The sequence below is a fragment of the Erythrobacter tepidarius genome, from assembly GCF_002155695.1.
Lineage (GTDB): Bacteria > Pseudomonadota > Alphaproteobacteria > Sphingomonadales > Sphingomonadaceae > Erythrobacter > Erythrobacter tepidarius.
The window spans coordinates 87,538-109,839 of sequence record NZ_MUYJ01000002.1; the positions used below are offsets into that span (position 1 = coordinate 87,538).

At 67.5% G+C, this 22,302-nt stretch carries 17 protein-coding genes; 10 read left to right on the top strand and 7 right to left on the bottom strand.

Going from position 1 to position 22,302, the window contains the following annotated elements; all coding sequences use genetic code 11:
• Both BZF61_RS02175 and BZF61_RS02180 read left to right on the top strand, forming a co-directional pair.
• A complete protein-coding gene (locus BZF61_RS02175; RefSeq protein WP_086617000.1) occupies positions 1–453 on the top strand; it encodes a hypothetical protein in 453 nt (150 codons plus the stop codon).
• Between the two features lie 8 nt (positions 454–461).
• The gene (locus BZF61_RS02180) at positions 462–1,124 is read left to right on the top strand and encodes a hypothetical protein (protein WP_245804468.1); all 663 of its coding nucleotides are present in this window, start codon (positions 462–464) and stop codon (positions 1,122–1,124) included.
• Between the two features lie 82 nt (positions 1,125–1,206).
• Here BZF61_RS02180 and BZF61_RS02185 read toward each other — a convergent pair whose 3' ends face one another.
• Genes BZF61_RS02185 through BZF61_RS02195 form a run of 3 tightly spaced genes read right to left on the bottom strand, consistent with a single transcriptional unit; the run spans position 1,207 to position 3,199 of the window.
• The gene (locus BZF61_RS02185; protein WP_086617001.1) at positions 1,207–1,416 is read right to left on the bottom strand and encodes a hypothetical protein; all 210 of its coding nucleotides are present in this window, start codon (positions 1,414–1,416) and stop codon (positions 1,207–1,209) included.
• A 44-nt stretch (positions 1,417–1,460) separates the two neighbouring features.
• Positions 1,461–2,285 (bottom strand): type I methionyl aminopeptidase, encoded by an 825-nt coding sequence (gene map / locus BZF61_RS02190; RefSeq protein WP_086617002.1) that lies wholly within the window; start codon positions 2,283–2,285, stop codon positions 1,461–1,463.
• A 32-nt stretch (positions 2,286–2,317) separates the two neighbouring features.
• Complete coding sequence (locus tag BZF61_RS02195) at positions 2,318–3,199, bottom strand: PdaC/SigV domain-containing protein (protein ID WP_245804469.1); 882 nt, start codon at positions 3,197–3,199, stop codon at positions 2,318–2,320.
• A gap of 67 nt (positions 3,200–3,266) precedes the next feature.
• On the opposite strand from BZF61_RS02195, the gene BZF61_RS02200 reads away from it, so the two are divergent.
• From BZF61_RS02200 to glnA, 5 genes are all read left to right on the top strand, one after another.
• Positions 3,267–4,652, top strand: a complete 1,386-nt coding sequence (locus BZF61_RS02200; RefSeq protein ID WP_086617003.1) for a leucyl aminopeptidase family protein — start codon at positions 3,267–3,269, stop codon at positions 4,650–4,652.
• A gap of 94 nt (positions 4,653–4,746) precedes the next feature.
• Positions 4,747–5,109 carry a hypothetical protein gene (locus tag BZF61_RS02205; protein ID WP_086617004.1) on the top strand — a complete coding sequence of 121 codons (363 nt, stop codon included), beginning with the start codon at positions 4,747–4,749 and terminating at the stop codon, positions 5,107–5,109.
• Positions 5,110–5,113: 4 nt separating this feature from the next.
• Positions 5,114–6,043: an N-acetyl-gamma-glutamyl-phosphate reductase gene (gene argC, locus BZF61_RS02210; protein WP_086617005.1), complete on the top strand. Its 930-nt coding sequence runs from the start codon at positions 5,114–5,116 to the stop codon at positions 6,041–6,043.
• Positions 6,044–6,262: 219 nt separating this feature from the next.
• A complete protein-coding gene (locus tag BZF61_RS02215; protein ID WP_086617165.1) occupies positions 6,263–6,601 on the top strand; it encodes a P-II family nitrogen regulator in 339 nt (112 codons plus the stop codon).
• 67 nt (positions 6,602–6,668) lie between these two features.
• Positions 6,669–8,078 carry a type I glutamate--ammonia ligase gene (gene glnA, locus BZF61_RS02220; protein WP_086617006.1) on the top strand — a complete coding sequence of 470 codons (1,410 nt, stop codon included), beginning with the start codon at positions 6,669–6,671 and terminating at the stop codon, positions 8,076–8,078.
• Positions 8,079–8,156: 78 nt separating this feature from the next.
• Here glnA and BZF61_RS02225 read toward each other — a convergent pair whose 3' ends face one another.
• On the bottom strand, positions 8,157–9,218 hold the full coding sequence (locus tag BZF61_RS02225; protein ID WP_143736863.1) for a hypothetical protein: 1,062 nt from the start codon (positions 9,216–9,218) through the stop codon (positions 8,157–8,159).
• A gap of 171 nt (positions 9,219–9,389) precedes the next feature.
• Between BZF61_RS02225 and BZF61_RS02230 the strand changes: the two genes are divergently transcribed.
• The 3 genes from BZF61_RS02230 to BZF61_RS02240 all read left to right on the top strand — a co-directional run bounded on the left by BZF61_RS02230 (position 9,390) and on the right by BZF61_RS02240 (position 14,667).
• Positions 9,390–10,352: a calcium/sodium antiporter gene (locus BZF61_RS02230; RefSeq protein ID WP_245804470.1), complete on the top strand. Its 963-nt coding sequence runs from the start codon at positions 9,390–9,392 to the stop codon at positions 10,350–10,352.
• 133 nt (positions 10,353–10,485) lie between these two features.
• On the top strand, positions 10,486–13,818 hold the full coding sequence (locus BZF61_RS02235; RefSeq protein WP_086617008.1) for an autotransporter domain-containing protein: 3,333 nt from the start codon (positions 10,486–10,488) through the stop codon (positions 13,816–13,818).
• A gap of 201 nt (positions 13,819–14,019) precedes the next feature.
• Positions 14,020–14,667, top strand: a complete 648-nt coding sequence (locus BZF61_RS02240; RefSeq protein ID WP_086617009.1) for a lysozyme — start codon at positions 14,020–14,022, stop codon at positions 14,665–14,667.
• A 104-nt stretch (positions 14,668–14,771) separates the two neighbouring features.
• On the opposite strand, the gene BZF61_RS02245 is transcribed toward BZF61_RS02240, so the two are convergent.
• Genes BZF61_RS02245 through BZF61_RS02255 form a run of 3 tightly spaced genes read right to left on the bottom strand, consistent with a single transcriptional unit; the run spans position 14,772 to position 22,214 of the window.
• Complete coding sequence (locus BZF61_RS02245) at positions 14,772–19,037, bottom strand: translocation/assembly module TamB domain-containing protein (protein WP_086617010.1); 4,266 nt, start codon at positions 19,035–19,037, stop codon at positions 14,772–14,774.
• Positions 19,037–21,400: an autotransporter assembly complex protein TamA gene (locus BZF61_RS02250; protein WP_245804471.1), complete on the bottom strand. Its 2,364-nt coding sequence runs from the start codon at positions 21,398–21,400 to the stop codon at positions 19,037–19,039. Before BZF61_RS02250 ends, BZF61_RS02245 begins: the two co-directional genes overlap by 1 nt.
• On the bottom strand, positions 21,369–22,214 hold the full coding sequence (locus BZF61_RS02255) for an arginyltransferase (protein WP_086617012.1): 846 nt from the start codon (positions 22,212–22,214) through the stop codon (positions 21,369–21,371). Before BZF61_RS02255 ends, BZF61_RS02250 begins: the two co-directional genes overlap by 32 nt.
• Positions 22,215–22,302: the final 88 nt, after the last annotated feature.

Genomic DNA, 22,302 nt, shown 5'->3' on the forward strand with positions numbered 1-22,302 from the left:
ATGCAAAAGCCAATCCGGCGCAGGTGGGGCGCAATCTGGCTGGTGGCAGTCGTGCTCGGATTAAGCCCCCTGCCTCGGCCGCTTGCCGCGCAGCAGGCCGCCTTGCCGAGCGAACGCGATCTCCATCTCGAGTACATTGGCCAAAGCTGGGAGCGCAAGAGCCACCCTCTGGCCATCAATGCCAAGCGCCAGCGGGGGTATAGCGCCTCGCGTGACGGCACGCGCGGCGGAATGCGTTACGGGTTGCGCTACGAGAGTGACGAGATCATTCTCTATCCGAACCGGCTGCCGCCCGGCCCCGGCTACACCAAGCGCGCGATCGACCGAAAAGACCTTGCGCTCACCTATTTCCAGCCGATCGGAATAGACACGCCCGAACGCATCGTGGTCGGCACCGCGCAGCGCCGAGAGATCACGCCAGTGCCGGGCTTGATGCCAGGCGACCCGCGCTGAAGGCGATAATGCGCGCGCCAGAAAGCCACACCCGCGCCAACCTGCTGATGGGACGGATCGCGCTGGGGCTGCTCGCCTTCACGCTGTTCGCCTTTGCGGGCAAGGCGATTGCCCATCCTGAGGTGCAGGCGCGCTACACCCCGCTGGTGGTGTTCCATGCGGGCAGCATGATCGCCTGGCTGATCCTGCTGGCGAGCCAGAGCTTGCTCGCCGCGAAATATCGCCTCGCCGCCCACCGCGCGAGCGGCCGCGCCAGCCTTGCGCTGGTGGCGGCGATGCTGGTGAGCGGCGGGGTGATCTCGTGGCGCATCGGCGAGGAGCTCGGCCGCCCCGAGGTGACAGTGGTGAACCTCACGGCCTTTGCGACCTTCATCCCCCTGTATCTGCTTGCCCTGCGCTTCGCCCGCCGCCGCGATACGGCCGCGCACCGGCAGGCGATGCTGATCGCGACGCTGGCGCTGATGACCCCGGCCTATGCCCGCGTGGTGCAGGTGCTGGGCCTGCCCGATCCGGTCACCATCGCGGTGCAGGTGCCGATCACGATTGCGATTGCGGTGCGCTATGACTGGGTGCTGCACGGACGCGTCACCCGGCCCGTGCTGGCGATGCTGGGCTTTTCGGTCGGGCTGGTGGTGGTGATGAGCGCGGTGCTGGCGGTGTTGTTTCTCTAGCCGCCGGCGCCGTCGTTCCGCCGCCTCTCAGCGCAGGGCGGCGTCTGGCGCCTTGGCCCTTTCAAGGGCTTCGACATAGCCTTCATCCCCCCGGCCCGAGGCAATCGCCCGCAACCGTGACCGAACCGAACAAGCCGAAATTGCTGATCTTCGCGCGCTCAAGGAAGACCTTGCCGTCGCGCTCGCATTGCAGCCGCGCTTCCTTGCGCGCGACATGGGTCGTCTGCACGCATCCGCCCGGAAAAACCGTCGCGGCAAGGCACACTGCCGCGCACCAGATAAGCATGTTCACGAATTGTGACCATCTGGGCTGGAGAACCTACGGCAAGCGAGCCTTCAATAAGGCGGGCAGTCCCGTCCCATCGGGCTCTTGGTGAAGATCTCGTTGCCCGTTTCGGTGATCGCGATCGAATGCTCGAACTGCGCCGACAGGCTCTTGTCGCGCGTCACCGCGGTCCAGCCGTCGCTCAGCACCTTGGCCCAGGGCTTGCCCGCGTTGATCATCGGCTCGATGGTGAAGAACATTCCGGGTTTCAATTCCGGCCCGGTCCCGGCCTTGGCGGCGTGGACCACTTCGGGGGCATCGTGGAACAGGCGCCCAAGGCCATGCCCGCAGAACTCGCGCACCACGCCGTAGCGGAACTTGCTGGCGTGGGCCTCGATCGCCGCGCCGATATCGCCCAGCCGCGCGCCGGGCTGGGCGGCGGCGATGCCAAGCATCAGGCATTCATAGGTCACCTCGACCAGCTTCCTCGCCTTCAAGGAAGGCTCGCCTGCGTAGAACATCCGGCTGGAATCGCCGTGCCAGCCATCGACCAGCGGGGTCACGTCGATGTTGAGGATGTCGCCATCCTTCAGCACCTTGTCGCCCGGAATGCCATGGCAGATAACGTGGTTGATCGAGATGCACGAGGAATGGGCATAGCCGCGGTAGCCGAGCGTTGCCGGCAGAGCGCCAGCATCGAGCATCATTCCCCGGATCGCGTCGTCAAGCTGACCGGTGGTCACTCCCGGCTTGACCAGATCGGCGCAGGCATCGAGGATCTCGGCGGCAAGGCGCCCGGCCTTGCGCATCCCCTCGAAGCCCTCAGCGGTGTGGAGCTTGATGGTGCCGTCGCGATAGACGGCCTGTTCGCCGTCAACGATTTGGTATTCGTGCATGGGCCCCACATAGCGACTGATCGCCGCAAAAGCTACGTCCCGGACGCGAAAGCCGCCTTGTATTCGGGCTTGACCGCCGCGATAACCTTCGGCGTCACCGGCAGTGTCACCTCGTAAGGCCCTTCGGCATAGGAACCGGCCACATAGGGCGCAGCGATCAGGCCGATGCGGTTGAAGGCCTTGCGGTTGGAGGATCCCAGCAGCACGGTCAGATCGGCAATCGCCGGGCAGGGAAAAAACCCGTCGTCGCTCAAATCCGCGCCAATGCGCTTGATGCGCTCGGCCTTCAGCGCCTTGCACCAGCCATCGCCGAGCGCATCCTGCAACCCCGCCTCGGAGGTGAACATCGCCTCGGGCTTGATCGCCGTGCCCGCCTCGCGGTCCCACACCAGCGTCTCGAAGGCGGAATTGCCGTGCGCGCCGCCGGTGTAGAGGTAGATGTCGGCCGAAAGCGAAAGATAGCGCGGCAAATCGGTCACCACCTTCCATTCCTTGGCGAAGGAGAGGTTCTTGCAGCTGATGCAGTCCTCGCCCGGAAACTCGGCGAGCGCGCCGGCCCAGTCGGCCTTCTGCTCGGCCAGCGCCTTGTCGCGATCGGCCGCAAGCCGTTCGGCCAGCGCCGGGATGGCTGAGACCGCGGCGGGCCACTTGTAGGCGAATTCGCGCGTGCCGCCGTCCTGTTCGGCATTGTCCGCGAAGGCCACGGCTGCGGGCTTGGCAGAGGCCGCAGCCGAGGCTTCGGACCCGGCCCCGGTGCTGGCTGTGGCGGTGGCTTGAGCCTTGTCCTTGGGCGCGGAACAACCCGCCAGCAGCAGCACCGCCAGCACCGCGCCTGCGCGCGGGGATGATCGGCTGATTGCGGGTTTGTTGCCGGTCCGTCGATGTTTCACGTGAAACATTTGGTGAACAGTCATGCTGCCTTTCCCTCCCCTTTGGCGAATCTGCTGGTGACAAGTTGCCGCCGCCGATTATGGAACAGCCATGAGCGAAGCCAAAGCACTGATCCAGCCCGATCGCGGCCAGGATGCTACCCCTATCCACCTCGTCAACAAGGAAGGCCTGGAAGCCTTCGCCAAAGGGCTGACAGCCGGCCAGCGCGCGGCCCTTGCTGCCCAGAAGTTCGAGGGTGGCAGCCATCAATTCGCCATCATCCCGGAAGGCGATGGCTGGTTCGTGGCGAGCGGGGTGGCCAAGCCGGAAAGCCTGTCGAGCTGGTGCCTCGCCAAGCTGGCCGAGGAATTGCCCGAGGGCACCTATCGGCTCGTCGGCGGCGAGCCCGGCGCGGCGATGTTCGGCTGGATCACCGGCCAATACCGCTTCAATCGCTACAAGAGCGAGGACAAGGCACAAGGCCCGCGCATCCTGCTGACCGCCCAGGTCGCCCAGATCGATTCCGTCACCGCCGAGGCCGAGGCCGAATGCCGCTTGCGCGATCTCGTCAATCTGCCCGCCGAGGAGATGGGCCCGGCCGCGCTGGAGGCCGAGTGCGAACGCCTGGCCAAGGCGCACAAGGCCGAACTGACGGTGGTGCGCGGCGATGCGCTGGAGCAGTTCTATCCCATGGTCCACGCGGTCGGGCGCGCGGCGGCCCGGCATCATGCGCCGCGGCTGATGCACCTTGTGTGGGGCGATCCCGCGCACCCGGTGCTGGCGGTGGTCGGCAAGGGCGTGTGCTTCGACAGCGGCGGGCTGGACATCAAGCCTTCCTCGGGCATGCGGCTGATGAAGAAGGACATGGGCGGCGCGGCCCACGCGATCGCGCTGGCGGATCTCGTCATGGGCGCGCGGCTGAAGGTGCGGCTGCACCTGCTGATCCCGGCGGTGGAGAACGCGATCTCCGGCGCCGCCATGCGTCCGGGCGATGTCCTGCGGAGCCGCAAGGGTCTGACGGTCGAGATCCACAACACCGATGCCGAAGGCCGGCTGATCCTCGGCGATGCGCTGACCCGCGCCTCGGAGGAAAACCCCGATCTGATCGTCGATTTCGCCACGCTGACTGGCGCAGCGCGGGTGGCGCTCGGTCCGGATCTGCCGGCGCTGATGGCGCGCCGCGACGAAACCGCCGAGGCCTTCCTTGCCGCGGGCAAGGCGCATGACGATACCGCATGGCGCCTGCCGCTGCCCGAGGCCTACCGCGAATATCTCTCCTCGGATGTCGCTGACCTGGCCAATGCCTCGCCCAACCCCTTTGCCGGGGCGAGCGTCGCCGGGCTGTTCCTCGATCGCTTCGTGGGCGAGGGGATCGACTGGGTGCATTTCGACACCTTCGCCTGGAACCCCACCCCTCGCCCTGGGCGCGCGCGCGGTGGGCGCGGGCTGGGCCTGCGTGCGGCCTGGCACGCAATCCGCGCCCGATATGGCGCCTGAACTTGCTCACCGGCCCGCTTGCCGCTAACGGGCCTGCCACGCCGCCGTCTGGGGAGAGGACGCAGCGTTACCTGGGAAGGCCAACGGAACAGCAATGAGCGGCATCGCGCCCGACATGACCGAATATGCAGTGCCCGAGGGCGGGCTGGGCCTCAAAGGCCCGGTTGAAAGGCCTGCGCCCGGCTCTCTGCCGCTGCGCGGGGATCTTGCGCATATTGCCCTGGCAGGCGCGTATCTGGCGGCGCACTATGTCATCCCCCATCTCCACGCTGTCGGCGCAGCGGGCGCCGGCCTGCGTCTCACCCCGCGCGAGGATGCCGAGGTCTTCGCCACCCTCGCCCCCGGCAGCCGGTTCGAACTGCTCGACGTGGCCGGCGAATGGGCCTGGGGCTGCCCCGGCCCGCAGGGCCCGAGCGGATGGTGCCGGACGAGCGAACTCGTCCCGGCCAAAGGCTGAGGCGGTGGCGATCCGCCTGTTCATCGATGGGGCTGCGGGGACTACCGGCCTTGAAATCCGCGCGCGTTTGCAGGGGCGCAGCGAGTTCGATCTGATCGTCCTCGACGAGGCCCAGCGCAAGCACGAGAGCGCCCGCCGCGAGGCGCTCCACGCTGCCGACATCGCGATCCTGTGCCTGCCCGATGACGCGGCAAGGGATGCCGTAAGGTTGGCGGACGGGGCGGCCACGCGCATCATCGACGCTTCATCCGCCCACCGGGTCGCCAAGGGGTGGGCCTATGGCTTCCCCGAAATCGTCGGACACGAGAAAATCGCCAATGCCAAGCTGGTGAGCAATCCCGGGTGCTATCCTACCGGCTTCCTCGCCCTGGTCGCGCCGCTGGTGCAGGAGGGTCTGCTGCCTGCCGACTGGCCCTTTACCGTCAATGCGGTGAGCGGCTATTCGGGCGGCGGCAATGCGCTGATCGACCGGTTCCAGTCCGAGCCGCAGATCGCCTACCGCGCCTATGGGCTGGGACTGGGGCACAAGCACCTGGCCGAGATGCAGACCCACGCCGGCCTGCGCCACGCGCCGGTATTCTCGCCTGCGGTGGTGCCCGCGCATCGCGGGATGGTGGTGGACGTGCCGCTGCCGCTCTCGGCCATGTCCGCGTGCGCCGATGTCGCCAGCCTGCGCGCCGCCCTCGTCGCGCATTTCGAGGCAAGTGCCGTGGTGAGAGTGGACATGGCCGAGATGCCGCCCGCGGAACTGCTGCTGCGCACCGATGCCGCGCCGTGGGACGGGATGCGGCTCTATGTGTTCGGCAGCGCAGACGGCTCGCAGGCGCGTCTCGTCGCTCGGCTCGACAATCTCGGCAAGGGCGCATCGGGCGCCGCGATCCAGAACCTCAACATCATGTGCAGCCTGCCCGAAACGACGGGCCTGCGCCTCTGATCGACGCAACGCTGCCTAAAATATAGGCAATGCCCGTTCACAGGCTGTGCACCATTGCGCAGCGCACCATAATCTTGCTACCGGCTGGCTTCAGGCGAAACACATCCACTGCCCGCAATTCGCCGGCAGCAAGGATAATTCAGCCCGGTCATAGGGGTGATTGGCACGATCCTTGTTAGGAAAGTGGCGAAAATCCGGCCAGGCGCGGATGGGGATAACGTGAAAAAGATCGAAGCGATCATCAAACCCTTCAAGCTCGACGAGGTGAAGGAGGCCCTGCACGAGATCGGCGTGTCGGGAATCACCGTGACCGAGGCCAAGGGCTTCGGCCGCCAGAAGGGCCATACCGAACTGTACCGCGGCGCGGAGTATGTCGTCGACTTCCTGCCCAAGGTGAAACTCGAGGTCGTGGTCGCCGACGATCAGGCCGCGCGCGTGGTCGAGGCGATCGCCGCCGCCGCCCAGACCGGCCGGATCGGCGACGGAAAGATTTTCGTGAGCGCAATCGAAAGCGCGCTGCGCATCCGCACCGGCGAGACCGACGACGACGCCATCTGATTTTTCACCCTCTCCTGCCTGCCGCAGCGGCGGGCCGGTCCACACCATAGTTGGAGGCAATAGCGAAATGTCGAAAGCAAAAGACGTCCTGAAGAAGATCAAGGACGAGGAAATCGAGTGGGTGGACCTGCGCTTCACCGACCCCAAGGGTAAGTGGCAGCACCTCACCATGGTCGCCAGCGTGATGGGCGAGGACGAGCTTGAGGACGGGCTGATGTTCGACGGTTCGTCGATCGCCGGCTGGAAGGCGATCAACGAATCCGACATGATCCTGAAGCCCGATCTTTCGGAAACCTGGATCGATCCCTTCAGCGCCACCCCGATGCTGATCATCAACTGCGATATCGTCGAGCCTTCGACCGGCGACTGGTACAGCCGCGACCCGCGCAGCACCGCCAAGCGCGCCGAGGCCTATCTCAAGTCGACCGGGATCGGCGATACCGTCTATGTCGGCCCGGAAGCCGAATTCTTCATGTTCGACGACGTCCGCTTCGAGGACGGCTACGCCGGCTCGAGCTTCGCGATCGACGATATCGAGCTGCCGACCAACACCGGCAAGCAATATGACAATGGCAACATGGGCCACCGTCCGCGCGCCAAGGGCGGCTATTTCCCGGTCGCGCCGGTGGATTCGGCCGTCGACATCCGCGCCGAGATGGTATCGACCATGCTCGAAATGGGACTTCCCTGCGACAAGCACCACCACGAAGTCGCTGCCGCCCAGCACGAACTGGGCCTGACCTTCGGCACGCTCGTCCAGACCGCCGACCGGATGCAGATCTACAAGTATGTCGTGCATCAGGTCGCCCAGGCCTATGGCAAGACCGCAACCTTCATGCCCAAGCCGATCAAGTCCGACAACGGCTCGGGGATGCACACCCACATGTCGATCTGGAAGGACGGCAAGCCGCTGTTCGCGGGCAATGAATATGCCGGCCTGTCGGAACTGTGCCTCTATTACATCGGCGGTGTCATCAAGCATGCCAAGGCGATCAACGCCTTCACCAATCCCACCACCAACAGCTACAAGCGTCTGGTGCCGGGCTTCGAAGCGCCGGTGCTGCTGGCCTATTCGGCGCGCAACCGCTCGGCCTCGTGCCGAATTCCCTATGGCGCGGGCGAAAAGGCCAAGCGCGTCGAGTTCCGCTTCCCCGATGCGCTCGCCAACCCCTACCTCGCCTATTCGGCGCTGCTGATGGCGGGCCTCGACGGGATCGAGAACAAGATCCACCCCGGCGAGGCGATGGACAAGAACCTCTACGATCTGCCGCCGGCCGAACTCGCCGAAGTGCCGACCGTGTGCGGCAGCCTGCGCGAAGCGCTGGATTCGCTGGCCGCTGACCACGAATTCCTGCTCAAGGGCGACGTCTTCACCAAGGATCAGATCGAAGCCTATATGGAACTCAAGTGGGAAGAGGTGATCCGCACCGAGACCACTCCGTGCCCGGTCGAATTCGACATGTACTATTCGATGTAGTCGGGCAGGCCGCACGACCTTCAGACGAAAGGCCCGGGAGCACTTCCCGGGCCTTTTGCTTGGGGCAGTCGGCCAGCCTCAGCCCGTCGCCGGGTTGGCCGCGAGCGTGCCCGCGAAAACCCGATGCGCTGCGAGCGCGCCATTCAGACACGCCTGCTCCAGCAGCGCTGGTTCGACCCGGTACTGGTAGGTCGAAAAATCATAGGCCGTGCTCGGCCGACCGGGCACCACGGCGCCCGGCTGCGCCCACCAGGCGATGCCGGAGGCAAAGAAATTCCAGCGATCGACCTCCTCGCGGTTGTTGAAGCTGCCTGACTTGATCAACTCCCCTGCCTGCCCCAGCGCCACCCGGTCTTCCAGCCGGCATTGGCCGATTTCGCCCGCCAGCGCGATCTTGGCATGGTAGAAGCTGAAGCTGGTGAGCACGGGGACGAGATAGATGCCCGGCTCGATCCCGATCGAGGCGCTATCGCCGTAGATGCTGCGACCGCTGCCGGTGAGCGCGGCGAAGTCGAACACGACCCGCGGCAGCATCACCAGCGCCTTGGTCTCAACGCTCAGGGCGTTGGCCGCCCGCCAGTTGCCCAGCGAGAACGCCGACTGGTCCGACAGCGGCCCATCGAGGTGCAGGTTGATCAGCGGCTGAGATTCGGGCGTCACCACCGCAATCGTGCGGGCATCGGCAAAGGGCTTCTTGACGAAGGGAACCTGGGTGACGGTGAATTTCTGCGCCGCCTTCGTGGCCATGACCTCGTCAGGGGTTATGACGCTGCGCCCGGTTGCCTGCAATTGCGCGACGAAATCGGTGAACATGCGGTCGGCAATGCGGCGCATCATGGCGACATCGACACCCACCAGATCGGCGCTGGCCTCTAACTGGACATTGCCGGCATCAGCCGTGGCACTTATGCCGCTGCGCACGACGATGCCGAAACGATAGCTCGGGATCGCTATCCGCGAGGAGCGCGCCAGCATCTTGGCCATCGAAATATTGAAGTTCTTGGGGCCCAGCGCGCCGACGCTGATCATCTTCTGCGCCGCCCGCGCCGGTGTCGCCACACCGCCACCCAGAAGCGCCGCGCCAGCCGCGGCTACCGCTCCGCCAAGGACCGAGCGCCTGTCCCACCGTGCTGCTTTCATGCTGTACCCGCTCATTTCAGGTCCAACACCCTTTGCTGCGTCAAATATATCATCTTCCCGGACGGGTCGTCTTGGAAAAACCCGACAGGCCGGGCAGGAGCACGGCGGACGCGCTTCACCCTGTCGCAACCGGCAGCTAAGGTTCGTCGCCGTCGCAATCTTGCGGAGAACATGATGACCGAATCGATCCTGCTGGTGGCCGGTGGCCTCGTGCTGCTGGCCCTGGGCGGCGAACTGCTGGTGCGCGGCGCGGTGGGCATGGCGGCGCGGCTCGGCATCTCGCCGCTGCTGGCGGGGCTGACGATCGTCGGCTTCGGCACCTCGACCCCGGAACTCGCGACCAGCGTGCAGGCCGCGCTGGCCGGATCGCCGGGAATTGCGATCGGCAATGTGCTGGGATCGAACATCGCCAACATCCTGTTCATCCTCGGCCTTTCGGCGGTGATCGTGCCGATCAGCGTCAACCCGGCCTCGTTCAGCCGGGATTCGCTCGCGCTCGGCGGATCTGCGGTGCTGGCGACCGGGGCGGTGCTGCTGGGCGTGATCGGGCTGCTGCCGGGCGCAGCGCTGGTGGCGGCGCTGGTCGGCTATATCTGGTGGGCCTACAAGTCCGAGAGCGCGGCCCACGATGCCGAGGCGGTGCGCCACGAGCATGAAGCCGAAGAGCGCCCGGTGCCGCCCGACACCGGCCCGGTGGTGCTCGGCGGGATGATCCTCGCCGGGCTGGCGGCGGCGATTTTCGGGGCGGGCTGGCTGGTCGACGGCGCGATCGTGCTGGCGAGCGCGGCGGGCGTTTCGCAGAGCGTGATCGGCCTCACCGTGGTCGCGGTCGGCACGAGCCTGCCCGAACTGATCGCCTGCATCGTCGCGGTGCTGCGCAAGCACGCGGACGTGGCGCTTGGCAATGTCGTGGGTTCGTGCATCTACAACCTGTGCGGCATCCTCGGGCTGACCGCGATGGTCCACCCGATCGCGGTGCCGGCCGAAATCGCGGCCTTCGATATCTGGGCGATGCTGGGGGTGACGCTGCTGCTGATCCTCCAGCTGCGCAGCGGCTGGCGGCTGTCGCGCATCGAGGGCGCGGTGCTGGTGGCGCTCTACGCGGCCTATACCGCCTTCCTCGCGCTGCGCTGAGGCCTGCGCGACAGAGAACCGAACTCAAAGAAAAAACAGGATTTTTCCGATTGCCAATCGCGTGCGATAGACTACGCTGTCAGACAGGGTCGCACAAGGGCGACCGCAATCGATAAGCACAAAAGGGTCCCCCATGAAGCTTTGCGAAACCCGCCGCCGCGGCCTGCTGGCCGGGTCGGCCATGCTCGCGCTGGCGACTGCTGCCACGGCCGCTCCCGCGCTCGCGGTCGTCCCCAACGAGACCATCACCTCGGGCGACATCGTCGATAGTGAAGACGAATATCGCGGCATCGGCATGTTCTTCCGTGCCGACGGCTTCGTGTGCACCGGCACGCTGATCAACCCGCGCACCGTGCTGTTCGCGGCGCACTGTGTCAACGACCTGCCCGAAGAGGCCTACAACGTCGACGAGGTCCCGGCGGCCTGGTCGTTCAATGTCAACGCCCTGCCCGGCTTCCAGAACTGGTTCGCCAACAACTTCCGCAGCAACCCGGCGCTGGCGGTGTTCAACGTCAACCGGATCTTCTACAACGCGCAGTCGCTGCAGAACCCACAGGCGGGTGGCTTCACCGAGGCCGATATCGCGCTTGCCAGCCTCGACACGCCGGCGGCCGGCATCCCGACCTGGGCGCTGCTGTTCACCACCCTGCCCGCGCCCGAAAGCATCGATCCGGTGCGCGGCACCGGCTATCACGTCAACCTCGTCGGCTATGGCGGCACCGGCAACGCGCTGCAGGGCGCGGTGGGCGGAATCGATTTCCGCCGCCGCGCGGCCGAAAATATGCTCGGCGGGTTCCTGTCGCTCGATGATCGCAACCTCGTGCTGTTCGGCGGGGGGAGCGGACTGCCGCAGAACCTCTACCAGCTCGATTTCGATTCCCAGAACCGCGATGTGGTGTTCGACATCAACGTCCACCGCGATGATGCCCTGCCCAATGAAGGCATCACTGCGGGCGGGGATTCGGGCGGTCCGCTGATCCTCGGCGCGGCCAACAACACCCTGTCGGACGAAGACCTCGTCATCGGCGTGCTGTCGGGCGGTTCGCGCTTCTTCGGGGCACAAAGCTTCAGCTCGCTCGGCACCACCAGCTTCTACCAGCCGCTATCGCTCTACTGGCAGTATATCCTCGCCACCAACCCCTATCGCTACGTCGGCGCGCGCGCGGGCGACGGCAATTGGGAAGACCCGAACCACTGGGTCTCGCTGCTCGATCCGATGTACCGGGTGATCGATGCCAGCGGCAACGTGGTCAACGGCCTGCCGAGCACGCCCGAACTCGGCCTTAACGGCACCGAAGGCGATTTCGGCGCAGTCTGCGTCGAGTTCGAGGAACCCGGCGATGGCTGCGTGGACGTGGCGACCGGGATCTTCGAGGACACCTTCGATCCGCAGGCCGAGCAGACCAGCAACCGCGGGCTTATCAACCTCGCCGCTGTCACCGGCGGCGCGAATTTCGCCTTGCCGGTAGCGGCGAGCCTGGCCGATGGCGCCAGTGCCGCCCCCGGTGTCCGCGCAGCGCAGGCGGCCGAAGGCGCAGAGGCAGCCGAGGGCGATACCCTCCCCGCCCCGACGCTCGCCAACGGCCTACCGGGGGCGACCGGCTTCGTCCCCGACAACATCGACGCCGTCACCACCCCCGACGAGCGCGTCGATCCACGCTACTTCGACGTCACGCTCAGCCAGAACGGGACCACCACACTCTCCAGCGCGGTCACCATCGACCGGCTGACGGTGCGCGGCGATGCCGGGCTGAGCGTGGCCGCGGCAGGCGATCTCACCTCGCTGATCGACGTCAACCAGTTCGGCGGGCGGGTCAACGTCAACGGCAGTCTCACCTCGGCCGGGGACTACACCCTGTTCGCCGGGATGATCGAGGGCACCGGCACGATCACCGCGCCGTTCCTCACCAGCATCACCGGCGTGTTCTCTCCCGCGACGATGGGCACCACCGGCACGCTGACGATCGACGGCAATCTGGTGATGTCCTCGGGCAGCACTTTCCTTGCCGACTTCACCGGCACCGGCGCGTCCGACCGGATCGCGGTGACCGGCGCGGCCAATGTCGGCGGCGTGGTCGGGCTCGGGAGCGGGCTGAGGCAGCAGGTCAACGGCAATGGCCGCCAATACACCATCCTCACCGCCGAGGGCGGGGTGACGGGCACCTTTCAGGCCGCAGCCATCTCCGCGATCCTCGGCCAGCGCTTCATCTACCAGCAGAACGCGGTGCTGATGGAGATCGCGGCGGCGAGTTACCGCAGCGTGATCGATCCCAGCGATCCGGTGCAGGCGGCCTATGCCGACCTGTTTGACCAGAACCGCGCCAACGCCGCGCTGGCGGGCCTCTACCGGCTCGACTTCGCCAGCCCCGACACCATCCGCGCGACCTTCTCCGGCCTTGCGCCGGTGAACGAGCAGGCGGTGCGCGCGATCGCGGGGCAGACTGTCAACCTGCTGCAAAACTTCAACGATGCGCGCCTGCGCGAGGCGGATCGCGGCAAGGCGGGCGGGAAGATCGCGATCTCCGGCGCGCCGCTCACCGTGGCGCAGGCTGGCCTTGCGCCCTTCGCCCAGCCGATCGGCAGGGCCGCAATGGCGCTGCAAAGCGGGACGCAGGAAACCGCGCTGCGCGAGGCCAACCTGCCGGAGGATGTCGCGCTGTTCATCGCCGCTGGCCTCGTCAACGGCGATGTCGATTCGCTCCCCGGCTTCCGGCGCGACACCGAGATCTCGGGCCTGTTCGTCTCCGGCGGTCTCGAATTCTACCCGGGCGACAACACCATGCTGGGCCTGGCGGGTTATTTCAACAACCTCGAAGCCGATACCCCGCTCGGGCAGCGGGTCGACAGCAGCACCTATGCCGTCTCGCTCTACATGCGCCATAAGTTTCCCGATGGCCCGGTGCTCGACGGCCAATTCGCGATGGGCACGATGGGCTTCGATACCACCCGGACGGTGCAGTTCCTCGGCGCCGGCCAGACCCTGACCTCGTCCAGCGACGATCTTCTGGTCTCGGGTGCCTTGGGCCTGTCCTATGATCTCGACACCGGGATCGGCACAATCTCGCCGGGCATCGAAGGGCGCTATGCCAGCGTCGATCTCGCCGCGGTGCGCGAGAATGGCGGGCTGGCCGCCTTGTCAATCGACCGCGAGACCTTCAGGTCCGCGCAGGCGCGGTTCGGCTTCGACTACGTGAAGCAGGCCGAGATGGTGGAAATCAACGCCAATGCGCAGCTGGTGTGGGAGTTCGAGGACGGCCCGCAACTGCTCGGGGCGAACTTCGCGCAAGGAACTGGCCCGAATGCGGGCTTCGTGCTCGGCCGCGCCGATCACACCTGGGTCGAGCTTGGGCTGTCGGCCAATATCGGCGACGGGCCGTTCCAGCTCGGCTTCGGCTTCGATACCACCGTCGGCCGCGACAGTGCCGATGCGCGGGTGTTCCGGGGCTCGGCAAGCTACCGCTTCTGATCGCGCATCCCGCCCGGACAAGGGCGCGTCCGTCGGCCGCCCACGCCCCTTCCCGTTTGCAGGGCAAGGCTGACCATCGCAGGATCGGCAGCGCGCCGCGGCCAAGCGCAGGGCGCGGCGTTTTGCCATTTTCCTACTTTCTCACTTTGTGCTGAATGCCTGTGCCTCGTCTTTCGCTTCCAGCCATCGAGGTGCTCTGCCATGCCGCAACAATCCCCCGCCCTGCTTCCCGCCTTTCTCCGCCGTCTGCTGGGCCTCGCCCACGCACCCGCGACCGGTCTGCCCGCCGCCGCCGCCGCCGCTGCCCAAGTGGCACCCGGTTTTCCTGCTCAGGACAGTGTCTCATGTGTCTCCAACACGCTGCGCCCCCGCTCGATCAGCCCTGATGGCATCGCCCTGATCAAGCGGTTCGAGGGCTGCGCGCGGCTGCGCACCGACGGGCTGGTCGAGGCCTATCCCGATCCCGCCACGGGCGGGGCGCCCTGGACGATCGGCTGGGGCGCCACGGGGCACGATCACGTCCATGGCGGCAGGATCGGGCCTGGAACTGTGTGGACGCAGGCCCAGTGCGATGCGCGCTTGGCCGATGATCTCGCCCGCTACGCTGCCGAGGTGGCCGCCGCAATCGGCGACGCGCCGACCACCCAGGCGCAGTTCGATGCGCTGGTCAGCTTCCACTACAACACCGGCGCGATTGCCCGCGCGAGCCTCACCCGCAAGCATTGCGCCGGGGATACCGCCGGCGCGGCCCGCGAGTTCGCCCGCTGGAATCGCGCCGGGGGCCGGGTGCTGAAAGGACTGGTCCGCCGCCGCGAGGCCGAGGCGGAGCTGTACCTCGGCAAGGTCTGATGTTCGCGGTGAAACCGGCCGCCCCGCTGGCCGCAAGCGCGACCGCACGCCCGCAGCGCGGCCGGCGCGAGGCTTTCGCACGCCCGATGGCGTGTGGACACAAGTCAGTAATCGCGTGAAACCTCGATCAGCACCGAGTCACGCCCGATGGTCGAAACCGTGCCGAGCAGCGCCAGCCAGCTGGTGATGCGGTATTCGACCTGGGTCGCGCTGTAGCCCTGCCCGTCGGTGACCAGTTCGACATAGATGCGCCGGGTGATGTTCTTGCCGAGGGCAACCCCCGTCTCGCGCCCGATCAGCGGATCGGCGCTGACGATCCGCAGCTGGTCAAGCCCGATCGAGCGGCGCAAGTCACCGATCGGATCGAGCCCCGCCCCGCCGCCCTGGAGCGAGGCAATCGCGGCGGCCAGCTGCAGCGCGTCGGTCGCCGAAAGCGAGGTGACCGAGCCGCCGAACAGCAGCCGCGCGAGGATCTCTTCCTCGGGCAAGGCCGGCTCGGAGGAGAAGGCGATGGCAGGCGACTGGGCATTGCCGGTGATCGCGATATCGACATTGGTGCCGTTGCGCGAGGTCTCGGCGAGGATGTCGAGCTGCGGGTCGATCGGCTCGTTCTCGTCGAACAGGATCCGCCCGCGGGTCAGCTCGAAGCGGTTGCCGGCAAAGGTGTAGTCGCCCCGCACCAGCCGCGCGGTGCCGCCGATGCGCGGATCGTCCACCGTGCCGCGCAGCGCGATATCGACCCCCCATTCGCTCTCCAGCCCCATGCCCTCCACCAGCACGCGGTTCGGGCCGGAGGCGTTGACGAGATAGCGCCAGGCGACATCGCGCGCCGATACCTGTTCGCGGTTGCGTCCGTCGCGGGCGTTGATCTCGCGCGTGGCGATCTGCGGCAGGGCATAGTCCTCGGCCGCGGTGCCCAACTCCCAGCGCGCCCGGTCGATCTTCACCCGCCCGGCGATGGTGCCGCCGCGCCCGTTGGAGACGATCCGCAGCGGGCCGGTGATGGTCGCTTCGAGGCCATTGGCATCGAGCAACCGCGCGCCCTTCACCGCCGCGCGCAGATCGAGTCCGGGGCCACGCGTCGGGCCGATCCCGGCGAAGTCGACGATGCCGCTGCCACTCACCGTGCCGCCGCCCCGCGTGGTCCCGGAAAAGCGGGTCAGTTCGAGCCGCGATCCGGCAAACCGCCCGCGCGCGCGCACGCCATCGATGCGGGTACCGGTGAGCGCGCTGGTGATCTTGAGATCGTCGGTAGCCAGCGCACCGGTGATGCGCGGATCGGCGAGCGTGCCGGTGGCGCGCGCGGCGAGGCGCACCGGGCCGGTGAGATCGAACGCCTCGATCGCCGCCAGCCGCCACAGGGTTTCGGCCGCACCTTCGAACATCAGCCGCCCGTCGAGCCGCCCTTTCAGCAGCCGCTCGGTCAGCTCGCGCTCTGGCGGGAAGGCGGTGATCCTGACGGCGATGTCACCCAGCCGCGCGCCGCCCTCGGTCAACCGGCCGGCAGCGGTCAGACGCTCGCCATCAAGGTCGATCACCCCGAGCACGCCGACCGGCTTGGACGAGAGCACCAACCCCGAACGGCTGAAATTGTCGACCTTCACCCGCGCGCGCGCTTCGGGCGCTGCGGCGCCGCGCTGGCGATAGTCGATCACCCCCGACAGGCGCCCGCCAAGGCCGAGTTCCGCGCCGGCGAGATCGAGCAGCCGCAGCGGCATCCGCGCCAGCTTCATCTCAAGCGCGGTCTCCTCGTCGCCGAGCACGCCTGCGAGCAGGGCATAGCCGCGCGAAAAGCCGATCTGGGTCTGCGCCAGCCGCCAGCCGCCGCCTGGTTCGGCGGTCAACACCGCGCGGCGCGGCATGGTGATCGGCTCGCCGCCATATTGCCCGCGCGCCACGGCAGCGATCCGATCGGGTGCGACATCGGCATCGAAATTGAGCGCAAAGCGATCCGCCCGCTCGCCCGCCACCCCGCCGGTCACCTTGCCCCGGCCGTTGACGATATCGGCCTTGGCGGCGAAATTGGCGAGGTAGAGTCCGCCATATTCAAGCCCGGTGCCCTTGATATCGGCATCGACGCGAGAGTCGCCCTTGGCGTAGCGCCCCTTGGCGAGGATGTTGGCGCGATCGAGGCTGATCGGCACCCGTCCGGCGAAGGCGGCATTGCGCGCGACAATATCGACCGCGAAGCTGACCGCGCCCTTGCCTTGCGGGCGGAAGGCAAGCGTCCCGTCAAGTCCGCCGCCGGCCAAGGCGAGATCGCCCGAAAGCCCGGCTTCGTCCAACGCCAGGCCGCCGCTGACACGGGTGCGGAAGATATCGAGCCGCTCGATCGCAATCCGGGTTGGCCCGCTTTCGGACAGAACGAGGCCAAGCACCCCCGCAAACGGCCCCAGCAGCGATCCACCCGAGACATCCAGTGCGAAGCCCCGAGGCGAAGGGGCCAGCGCGATGCGCACATTCTCCAGCGCTGCAGCAGGATAGGGATCGGCCAGCACCAGCACCCCGCGCGGACCATCGGCGGCGAGTTCGGCATCGATCGTGAAAGGGCCGTAATCGGCCTGCCGCCCGCTGCCCGCCAGCGTGGTGCGGGCGCCGCCGCTGCCGGGCACCAGCTTGCTGTCGAGCCGGGCGTTGAGCCGTGCGCTGGCTATGGTTGCATCGCGCAGGATCACCGGTCGGCCCGCGCCCATGCCGAGCGCGCCCTTGAAGCGGATCGTCGGCCCGGCGAGAGCGACGATGGTGTCATTGCCGATGCTGGTCAGCACGCCTGCGAGATTGGCGCGCAGGCTCCACGGCACGGCGGGGCCGAACTTGGCGAGAATCTTGGCATTGGCAGTCACCGTGCCCGCACCGTCGATCTTCAGGCTGCGGGCGGTGACCGGCCCAGCTAGGGCATAGGCACCGCGCGCGATGTCGCCGCGCAGCGCCAGCGTCGCGTCAAGCCCCGGAAACACGACCCGCGCCGCATCGGCAGCAAGCTTGCCGCTTTCAAGATCATAGGTCAGCAGACCCGTCACCCGGCCTTTCACAAGGCGCGGATCGGCCTGCGGATTGCCGGTGGTGATGCGTTCCGCGGTCAACGCCAGCGGCAGCTTCAGCAGCTTGTCCTCGAAGCGCGCCAGCCCCTCTTGCACCAGCCCTTTCGCCTCGATCCCCTGCGCGACCAGCCGCGCGGCAGTGAGACGGTGATCGATCGCCAGATCGCGCAGCGGGCCGGACAGGTCGGCGGCCAGCCTTGCCTGTTCGAAGCGCCAGCCCTCACCCAGCAGATCGGGATCGCGCAAGGTGGCGCTGGTGCGCGCGCCTTCGACGCGGTTGTCGGCAAGGTCAATCACCCCCGCCCCGCGCAGATCGAGCGCGCGGGTGATCACCGCCGCGCGGCCTTCTAGGATGCTGTCTTCCAGCGTGAAGCTGGTTGCCACCGCAATCTTCGGGCCGGCGGCGCGAGCGAGAAGATCCGCGCCCGCAAGGCCGGGGCGCACCCGCCCGATCACGCCGATCCGGCCGCTGTCATTGGTGATCTGGAAGGCGGCGACCGCCGGACCGGCGATGGCTTGGCCACCCCCGGCTGGCAAGCCCCGCACCACCGCCGTCCCGCGCCATTTGCGCCACGTCCCGTCGCCCGCGATGCGCGCGCTGTAGCCTTTGGAAAGGCCCGCAAGACCGGCAAGCACCCCGCCGGCGGGCGCGCGATAATCGGCTTCAAGATCAAAGCGGTCGCCATCCGGTTCGGCATCGATCAGCACCGCGATCCGATCCCGCGCGCCCAGCTGTGCGCTGGCATCGACGAGCGCGCGGCCCTCGCGGATATCGACCTTGGCGAGCGCATCGACCCGCTCGGCCTCGCCGGTGGCAACGCCCTTGGCGATGACGAGATTTTCGATCGTCAGCTTGTCGATACGGATATCGAAATCGGGCAGCAGCGGCGCATCAGGATCGCCGGGCAGCAGTTCGGGCAGGCGCATCAGCCGCCCGCGCCGCGCGGTCACCTCGCGGATGTCGAGCCCGCGCCACAGCCAGGTGAGCGGCCGCCAGTCGAGCACGACTTCGGGAATGGTCAGGAACAGGCCCTTCGGATCGCTCACCCGCACATTCCGCAAGGTCGCGGTGCGATAGATATCGCCCTCGATCCGCCCGACGGTGAAGCGCAGGCCCGAAGCGGGTGCGGCTGCCGCGATCTGATCGGCGATCAAACGCTTGCCAATCGGAGTGGAAAGGAACCCGGCAGCCAGCACCAGCGGCGCCAACATCAGCGCCAGCGCCCAGCCCAGCCGCTTGGCCCACACCCGCTTGCCCCTCGCTTGCTCGGCACGCGCAGGCAGGCTGTCCACCGCCAGTTCCGGGGCGAGGATATCGGGGGTGTCCATCAGAACGCCTGCCCGAGGCTGACATAGACCACCACCGGACTGTCGAACCGGGTCGGGTTGAGCGGAGTGGCGACATCGACACGGATCGGTCCGAAGCTGGTCTTGTAGCGGATGCCGACCCCGGCACCGGCCTGGATGAAGCGGAAATCGGGGGTGGAACCAAGCCCGACAGTGCCCGCATCGACAAAGGGCACCACCTCGACCGCCCCACCCATGAGCGAGGTCTCGATCCGCGCTTCCAACGAGAATTCGACCAGCGATGCCCCGCCCACGGCCTCGCCGCGATCATTGCGCGGGCCGACTCCCTGGAAGCCATAGCCGCGCACCGAGCCACCGCCGCCCGCATAGAGCCTGCGCGAAGGTGCGATCTTGTCGCGCGGCGCGCCCTGGATGCTTGCCGCGCGCAGGCGTCCGGCGATCACCGTCGTGCCGAGCTCCTTGTAATAGGCCGCCTCGCCCTGTGCGCGCAGGTAGAAGCTGCTCTCGCCCGCCGAGCGCGACACCTCCGGCGCGAGCGAGAGCGTGGCGCGATAGCCGCGCGAGGGATCGAGCAGATCATCGCTTCCGTCGAGCGTGAGGCTGCCGAACAGCCCGCCGATCAGATAGGTCTGGCGCGGCAGCAGGATGTTGGAGCCGCGCGCGCGCCGGTTGCGCTCGTCGCTATAGACCAGCTCGCCGCCGACCTGCCAGCTGACCGGCTTCTGGAAGAGGATGTTCGACACCTTCTCGAATGTGCCGCGCAACCCGATCGAGCGCGAATCGACCGCCAGCGTCCGGATATCGCTGGCGAATACGTCGGCGGTCAGGATCTGGTCGCGTCCGCGGAAATTGTCGCGCCGCAGGCCGATGCCGGCCAGCGCCTCGCGCGTGCCGAGAATGCCGCGCAGGCGCAGCGCACCTTCGGGCGGGAACAGGTTGCGGTGCTCCCACCGCCCTTCGACCTTGAAGCCGTCCTCGGTCCCGTAGCCGATTGCGCCCGCGATGGTGCGCACCGGGGCGCGTTCGAAGGCGACATCGAGCGCCACTTCGCCTGGCGCACCCTCGGCGGGCGGGGCGGTTTCGCGCGGGGTGATGGTGACGCTCGACACCAGCCCGGTGGCGAGAATCGCGCGGCGCAGATCGGTCTCTAGGCTCTGCTGATAGACTTCACCCGCCTCGAACCGGGCGATGCGTGCGAGGTGGCGGCTGGAGAGGAACTTCGGATCGCTGCTGATGACGCCGCCGAAGACATATTTCCCGCCCGGATCGACCGTAAGGGTCAAATCGCCCTCGGTGCGGGCGTGATCGATCAGCAGCTCAGGCTCGGCCAGCGTGGCGAAGGGATAGCCCGTCTCGCCCAGCGCGACGCGCAGTTCGAGCTCGCGTTCGAGGATGCGGTCGGCATAGAGCGGATCGCCGGGCGCGATGGCGAAGGCGGCCAGCAGACGCTCGCGATCTGGCCCCGGCAGGAGCGAGAGGCTGCCAAGATCGATCCGCCCGAAGCGGTAGCGCGGCCCCGGTACCAGATCGAAGCGCACCCGCGGCTCGATAGCGGCATCGCCGGAAGCGTCCGCAGCCTCCGCGCCATTCTCACCCGTCCGCCGTCCACCGGAAAGCTGGCGCACCACCTCACCCCCATAATAGCCATAGGTGCGCAGCATCTCGCCCAAGAGCTCCTCGTCGGCGCGGGCGCGCGCGGCGATCTGGGGGGCGGTGTCTTTCGCTCCGTCGAGCTGACGCAGCGTCGAAAGCTCGCGGAACCGGGCAAGGAATTCGGCTTGTTCGGGGAAAGATCCGGGCGCGGCCGGAAAACCCAGCACCAGCGTCTTGCTGATTTCGACATCGGCAAGCTCGGGCAATTCGCCGGTCACCGGCACCGCGATGCTGGCCAGCGCCTCGACCTCGGGATCGGGGGGCAGCGGTTCGGGCACGTCGATCGAAAGATCGGCGAAGGCGGCATCGAGCGCGGACTGCAAGCCGGGCACGGGGGGCGGCAGGACATCGTCGAAGCTGGCCGAGAAGGAATCGTCTGTGGCGGATGGCACAGGATCCCGGCCAGCGGCCGCATCGGGGCTGGCCTGCGCCGCCCAGGCTTCGGGATCGTCGACCGCCTCGGCCGGGATCAGATCATCGAGCGTGCGCGGGACAGGGGCAGTCTCGGGCACAGATTCGGGCGCGGGCGAGGGTGCAGGCGCGGCCTCATCATAACCGTCGCGCGGCGGATCGGCGGGACGACCGGCGGGCAAGACGGCTTCTGCCTCCCGCGCCAAGGCGGGCTGCGCCACCAGCATCGCCGCTGCTTGTCCCAGTCCGGCCGCCAGCAGCAGACCGCGCTTGAGGAGGTGGCGAGGCTCAGCTTCCCGGAAACTTGACGGGCTGGCCATCCTTGCCTCGGGCGCCGGCCAGCGACGCGTGCTGCGGCTGGCGCGGCTTGATGGCCGCGGCGATCAGCCGGCTCTGTTCAGCCTCTTCCATCACCTGCCAGCCTTCGCGCGTCAAACGTTCGAGCGGACGGTAGCGGACCTTGTACTGCATCCGCGGGCTGCCCTCGACCCAGTAGCCAAGATAGACATAGGGCAGGCCTTCGGCCGCGGCGCGGCGGATGTGATCGAGGATGATGAAGCTGCCCAGCCCGGTTCGACCTTCCAGATCGGGATCGTAGAAGGAGTAGATCATCGACAGCCCGTCGCCCTGCCGATCGGTCAGGCAGGCACCAACCAGACGGCCCGGCCGCCCGTCGATGCCCGGCAGGCGGTATTCGGTGACCACGGAATGGACCGGCGTGTGCTCGATCATGTCGGCATAATCGAGCTCGTCCATCGCGGCCATGCCACCATCCGGATGGCGCGCCCCGAGATACTTCGCCAGCAGCGCGAACTGCTCGTCGGTTGCCCAGGGGCGGCATTCGGTGACGATCAGATCCTCATTACGCCTGAGATCGCGCCTCTGCGTGGCCGAGGGGCGAAAGGCCCCCGCCACCACCCGCACCGACACGCAGGCCTGGCAATCGAGGCAGGACGGGCGATAGGCGACCGTCTGACTGCGGCGGAAACCAATCCGTCCGAGCGCCTCGTTGAGCTGATCCGCATGCGGCCCCTTGAGTTCGGTGAACACCTTGCGTTCGCTCCGCCCCGGCAGGTAGGGACAGGGCGCCGGGCTGGTCACGAAAAACCTTGGGAAGCGGATGGGTGCCGTCACGTGCGGGCCTCGGTCCTCTTGGCGGGAATCATGGCGGGTTGTGTCGGAGCAAACTTATGCATGGACGCGCCCCGCGGTAAAAGTCCCT